Origin of the sequence: Streptomyces sp. PT12 (assembly GCF_003311645.1) — a bacterium.
Lineage (GTDB): Bacteria > Actinomycetota > Actinomycetes > Streptomycetales > Streptomycetaceae > Streptomyces.
On sequence record NZ_QEST01000085.1, the window covers coordinates 1 to 4,610 of the forward strand.

1 protein-coding gene is annotated in these 4,610 nt (G+C 75.1%); it reads right to left on the reverse strand.

Features of this window, described 5'->3' with window-relative positions; genetic code table 11:
• On the reverse strand, nt 1-4,610 hold a 4,610-nt coding region (locus DEH69_RS09145), incomplete at both ends, for an SDR family NAD(P)-dependent oxidoreductase (RefSeq protein WP_113686415.1).

Consider the following 4,610-nt stretch of genomic DNA (forward strand, 5'->3'; position numbering starts at 1 on the left):
CCGACGAGGCATCAAGGAGCCCAGACGCCATCCCCACCCACTGCGCTCCCTGACCAGGAAACACAAACACCGGACGCCCCGCCCCCGCCACCACCCGCCCCGTCACCACATCGGCCGACGGCTCACCGGCGCCAAGCGCACGCAGGGCATCCAGGCCCTCCACACCCGAGACGACCACCGCACGGTGCTCGAACGCCGAACGCGACAGCAGCGTCGCCGCCACATCCCGCGCATCCAGGTCCCCGACGAGCGGCACCAGCCGACCGGCCGCCGCCCGGAGCGCAGCCTCCGAACGGCCCGAAAGCACCCAAGGCACCGGGCCCGGGGCCGCGTCGTCCACCGCCGGGGCGGCGGGGGTCTCCTCCGGCTGTTCCAGGATGGTGTGGGCGTTGGTGCCGCTGATGCCGAACGACGACACGGCGCCGCGCCTGGGCCTGCCGTCGGCCGTCCAGGGCGTGGGCTCGGTGAGCAGCGACACCGCGCCCGTCTCCCATGCGACATGCGGGGACGGCGCGTCCACGTGCAGCGTGCGCGGGAGCACGCCGTTGCGCATCGCCATGACCATCTTGATCACGCCCGCGACACCGGCTGCGGCCTGGGTGTGGCCGATGTTGGACTTCACCGAGCCCAGCCACAGCGGACGGCCCTCGGAGCGGTCCTGGCCATAGGTGGCCAGGAGCGCCTGGGCCTCGATCGGGTCGCCAAGACGGGTGCCCGTGCCATGCGCCTCGACCACGTCCACATCGGACGGCGACAGCCCCGCGGACGCCAACGCCTGCCGGATCACCCGCTGTTGAGAGGGGCCGTTGGGCGCGGTGAGGCCGTTGGACGCGCCGTCCTGGTTCACGGCCGAGCCGCGCACCACCGCGAGCACCGGGTGACCGTTGCGCCGCGCGTCGGACAGTCGTTCCACGAGCAGCATGCCGACGCCCTCGGACCAGCCCACGCCGTCAGCGGAGGACGAGAACGCCTTGCAGCGGCCGTCGGGGGCGAGGACTCCCTGGCGGGAGAACTCCACGAAGGAGTTGGGCGTGGCCATGACCGTCACTCCGCCGGCGAGGGCCATCTCGCACTCGCCCTGGCGCAGCGCCTGGGCGGCCAGGTGCAGGGCGACGAGCGACGACGAGCACGCGGTGTCGACGGTGACGGCGGGGCCTTCGAGGCCGAGGGTGTAGGAGACGCGGCCCGAGGCGACGGAGCCGGTGCTGCTGGTGGCGAGGGATCCGTCGCCTCCCCGCGGCGACGCCTGCACGAGGCCCGCGTAGTCCTGGTACATGGCGCCGACGAACACGCCGGTGCGGCTGCCGTGCATCGAGACCGGGTCGATGCCCGCGCGTTCGAACGCCTCCCACGAGGTCTCGAGGAGGAGCCGCTGCTGCGGGTCCATCACCAGCGCCTCGCGCGGGGAGATCCCGAAGAACACGGGGTCGAACTCGGCGACGTCGTACAGGAACCCGCCCTCGAGGCCGCGCAGGGCTTCGGTGTCCCAGCCCCGGTTCCCCGGGACCTCGCCGATGGCCTCGGCGCCGTCGTCGGTGAGCAGCCGCCACAGGTCCTCGGGGGTGCGCACTCCGCCGGGGAAGCGGCAGGCCATGCCGACGATGGCGATCGGGTCGTCGGCGAGGGACGCCGAGGACGACCGCCCGGTGGGCGCGGCGGTGTCGATGGCGTCGGCGCCGGTGATCTCGTCGCGCAGGAAGCCCGCGAGCACCGCGGTGGTCGGGTAGTCGAAGGTGAGCGTGGCGGGCAGGCGCAGCCCTGTGGCGGCGTTGAGCCGGTTGCGGAGCTCGAGGGAGCTGAGCGAGTCGAAGCCCAGCTCGGTGAACGCCCTGCCGGTCTCGACGGCCGCCGGGTCGGCGTGGCCGAGAACGGCGGCGGCCTCGGCACGCACCAGCGCGGTCAGGGCCTTGGTCTGTTCGTCGGGGCCGAGCCCGGCGAGCCTGGCCACGAGCGCGCGGTCGCCGGTGGCGGCGCGGCGGGCCGGGACACGGACGAGGCCGCGCAGGATCGGCGCGGTCGCGCCGCGCGGGTCGAGGCGGATCGGCACCAGCACCGGCTCGTCGAGCGCGACGGCGGCGTCGTACAGGGCCAGCCCTTCGGCCGGGGAGAGGGCGCCGGTCCGCTCCTCCTCCGCCGGGTCCCCCGTGCCCGCCATGTCCGCCGACCAGGCGCCCCACGCCAACGACTGGGCGGGCAGGCCGAGTTCGTGGCGGTGGGTGGCGAGGGCGTCGAGGAACGCGTTGGCGGCGGCGTAGTTGCCCTGGCCCGCGTTGCCGAAGACCCCGGCCGCCGAGGAGAAGAGGACGAACGACCTCAGGTCGCGGTCGAGGGTCAGCTCGTGCAGGTTCCAGGCGGCGTCGACCTTGGCGCGCAGCACCGTGTCCACCCGCTCGGGGGTGAGGGAGGTGAGGACGCCGTCGTCCAGGACGCCCGCCGCGTGCACGACGCCGGTGAGGTCGGGGATGGTGGCGAGCAGCGCGGCGGCGGCGCGCCGGTCGGCGACGTCGCACGCCTCGACCCGCACGGCGGCGCCCCGCTCGGTGAGCTCGGCGACGAGCTCCGCGGTGCCGGGGGCGTCCGCGCCGCGCCTGCTGACCAGGACGAGGCCGCGCACGCCGCGTTCGGCGACCAGGTGGCGGGCGAGCAGCGTGCCGAGGGCGCCGGTCGCGCCGGTGACCAGGACCGTGCCGTGGGTCGTGGGCGCCTCGGCGCCGGGGCCGTCGGGCGCGTTCGCCGTGACGCGGGCGAGGCGGCGCGCGAAGACGCCGTTCTCGCCGACCGTCAGCTCGGGCTCGTCCAGGTCGAGCAGGCCGGGCGGCAGCGCGCCTTCGGTGTCCACGAGCACGAAGCGGCCCGGCTCCTCGGCCTGCGCGGAGCGCACCAGGCCCCACGCGGCGGCCACCGGCAGCTCGGCGCCGGGGCGGCCCGTGAACACCAGGCGGGAGCGCGTGAACCGGCCGTCGGCCAGCCACGTTCTGAGCAGCCCGAGGACATGGTGCACCAGGGTGTGCGTCGCATCGGCCGTGGCGTCCGTGGCCATGGCGCCGTTGGCCGGGCCGCCGTCGAGGCGCGCCACGACCACGTCCGCTTCGGGGACCGCCGCCAGGTCGAAGCCGCGCTCGGCGTCCCGGGTGAGCGTCGGCCAGTCGGCGGCCTCGGCGGTCAGGGCGTCCGGCACGGCGACGGGCGCGAGATCGATCCGGAACAGGGCGTCGGCGGCGGGGCCGCGCGAGACCTGGACGTTCGCGGGCGCGGGCTTGAGAACGAGGGACTCCACCGCCGCGACCGGCAGGCCCGCCGGGTCGGCGAGGGTCAGCGACAGGGCGTCGGGCCCGGCGGGGGCCAGCCGCACCCGCAGCGCGGTGGCGCCCGAGGCCGCGACGGTCACGCCCGTCCAGGAGAACGGCAGCCGCGCCGAGTCGAAGAACGTGCCCGCGCCGATGGCGTGCAGCGCCGAGTCGAGGAGCGCGGGGTGCAGTGTGAACCCGTCGTCACCCTCCACGGCGACCTCGGCGAACACCTCATCGCCCCGCGTCCACGCCGCCCGCAGCCCGCGGAAGGCGGGCCCGTAGTCGAGGCCCGAGGCGGCCAGGGCCTCGTACACGGCCTCGACGTCCACCGCTTCGGCGGCGGTGGGCGGCCACTCGGCGATGGCCTCGGTGGTCACGGGGCCGTGGTCGAGGACGCCGCTGGCGTGCCGGACCCAGACGTCTGCGGTGTCGCTCTCGTCCCGGGGGTCGCGCGAGTAGAGGGCGAGCGTCCTCGTGCCGTCGGCGTCGGGGGCGGACACCCACAACTGGACGGCCACGCCCCCGTGTTCGGGCAGGACGAGGGGCGTTTCGAGGGTCAGCTCGGCGACGCGCGAGCAGCCCGCCTGGTCCGCCGCGCGCACGGCCAGCTCCAGCATGGCCGCGCCGGGCACCAGGACCGCGTCGGCGACGACGTGGTCGGCGAGCCACGGGTGTGTCTCCAACGAGAGGCGCCCGGTGAACAGATAGCCGTCGTGATCGGCCGTCGCCACGGCGACCCCGAGCAGCGGGTGTCCTGCGGCGCCGAGGCCGACTGCGGAAACGTCGCCTGGGACGGCGGCGCGGGTCGGCCAGTAGCGGCGCCGCTGGAACGGATAGGTCGGCAGGTCGACGCGGACCGCGCCCGTTCCCCGGTAGATCGCGGCCCAGTCCGGGGAGTGGCCGCGCACATGCAGGGCGGCGACGGCGGTCATCAGGGACCTGGCCTCGGGCCGGTCGTCGCGCAGCGCGCCAGCGAACCCGCCGTCCTCGACACACTCCTGGCCCATGGCCGACAGGACGGCGTCGGGGCCGAGTTCGAGATAGGTGGTGACCCCCTCGGCCTCAAGCAGGCGCATGCTGTCATGGAAGCGGACGGCGTCGCGGACGTGCCGCACCCAGTACTCGGCGTCAACGCTCTCCGGCTGCCCCGCGATGGGCAGGCGCGCCGGGTGATAGGTCAACGTCTCGGCGACCGCACGGAACGCCTCCAGCATCGGGTCCATCAGATGCGAGTGGAACGCATGGCTCACCGCGAGCCGCTTGTGCTTCCACCGCCCGGCCAGCGCCACCACGGCCTGCTCGTCACCGGAAAGCACCACA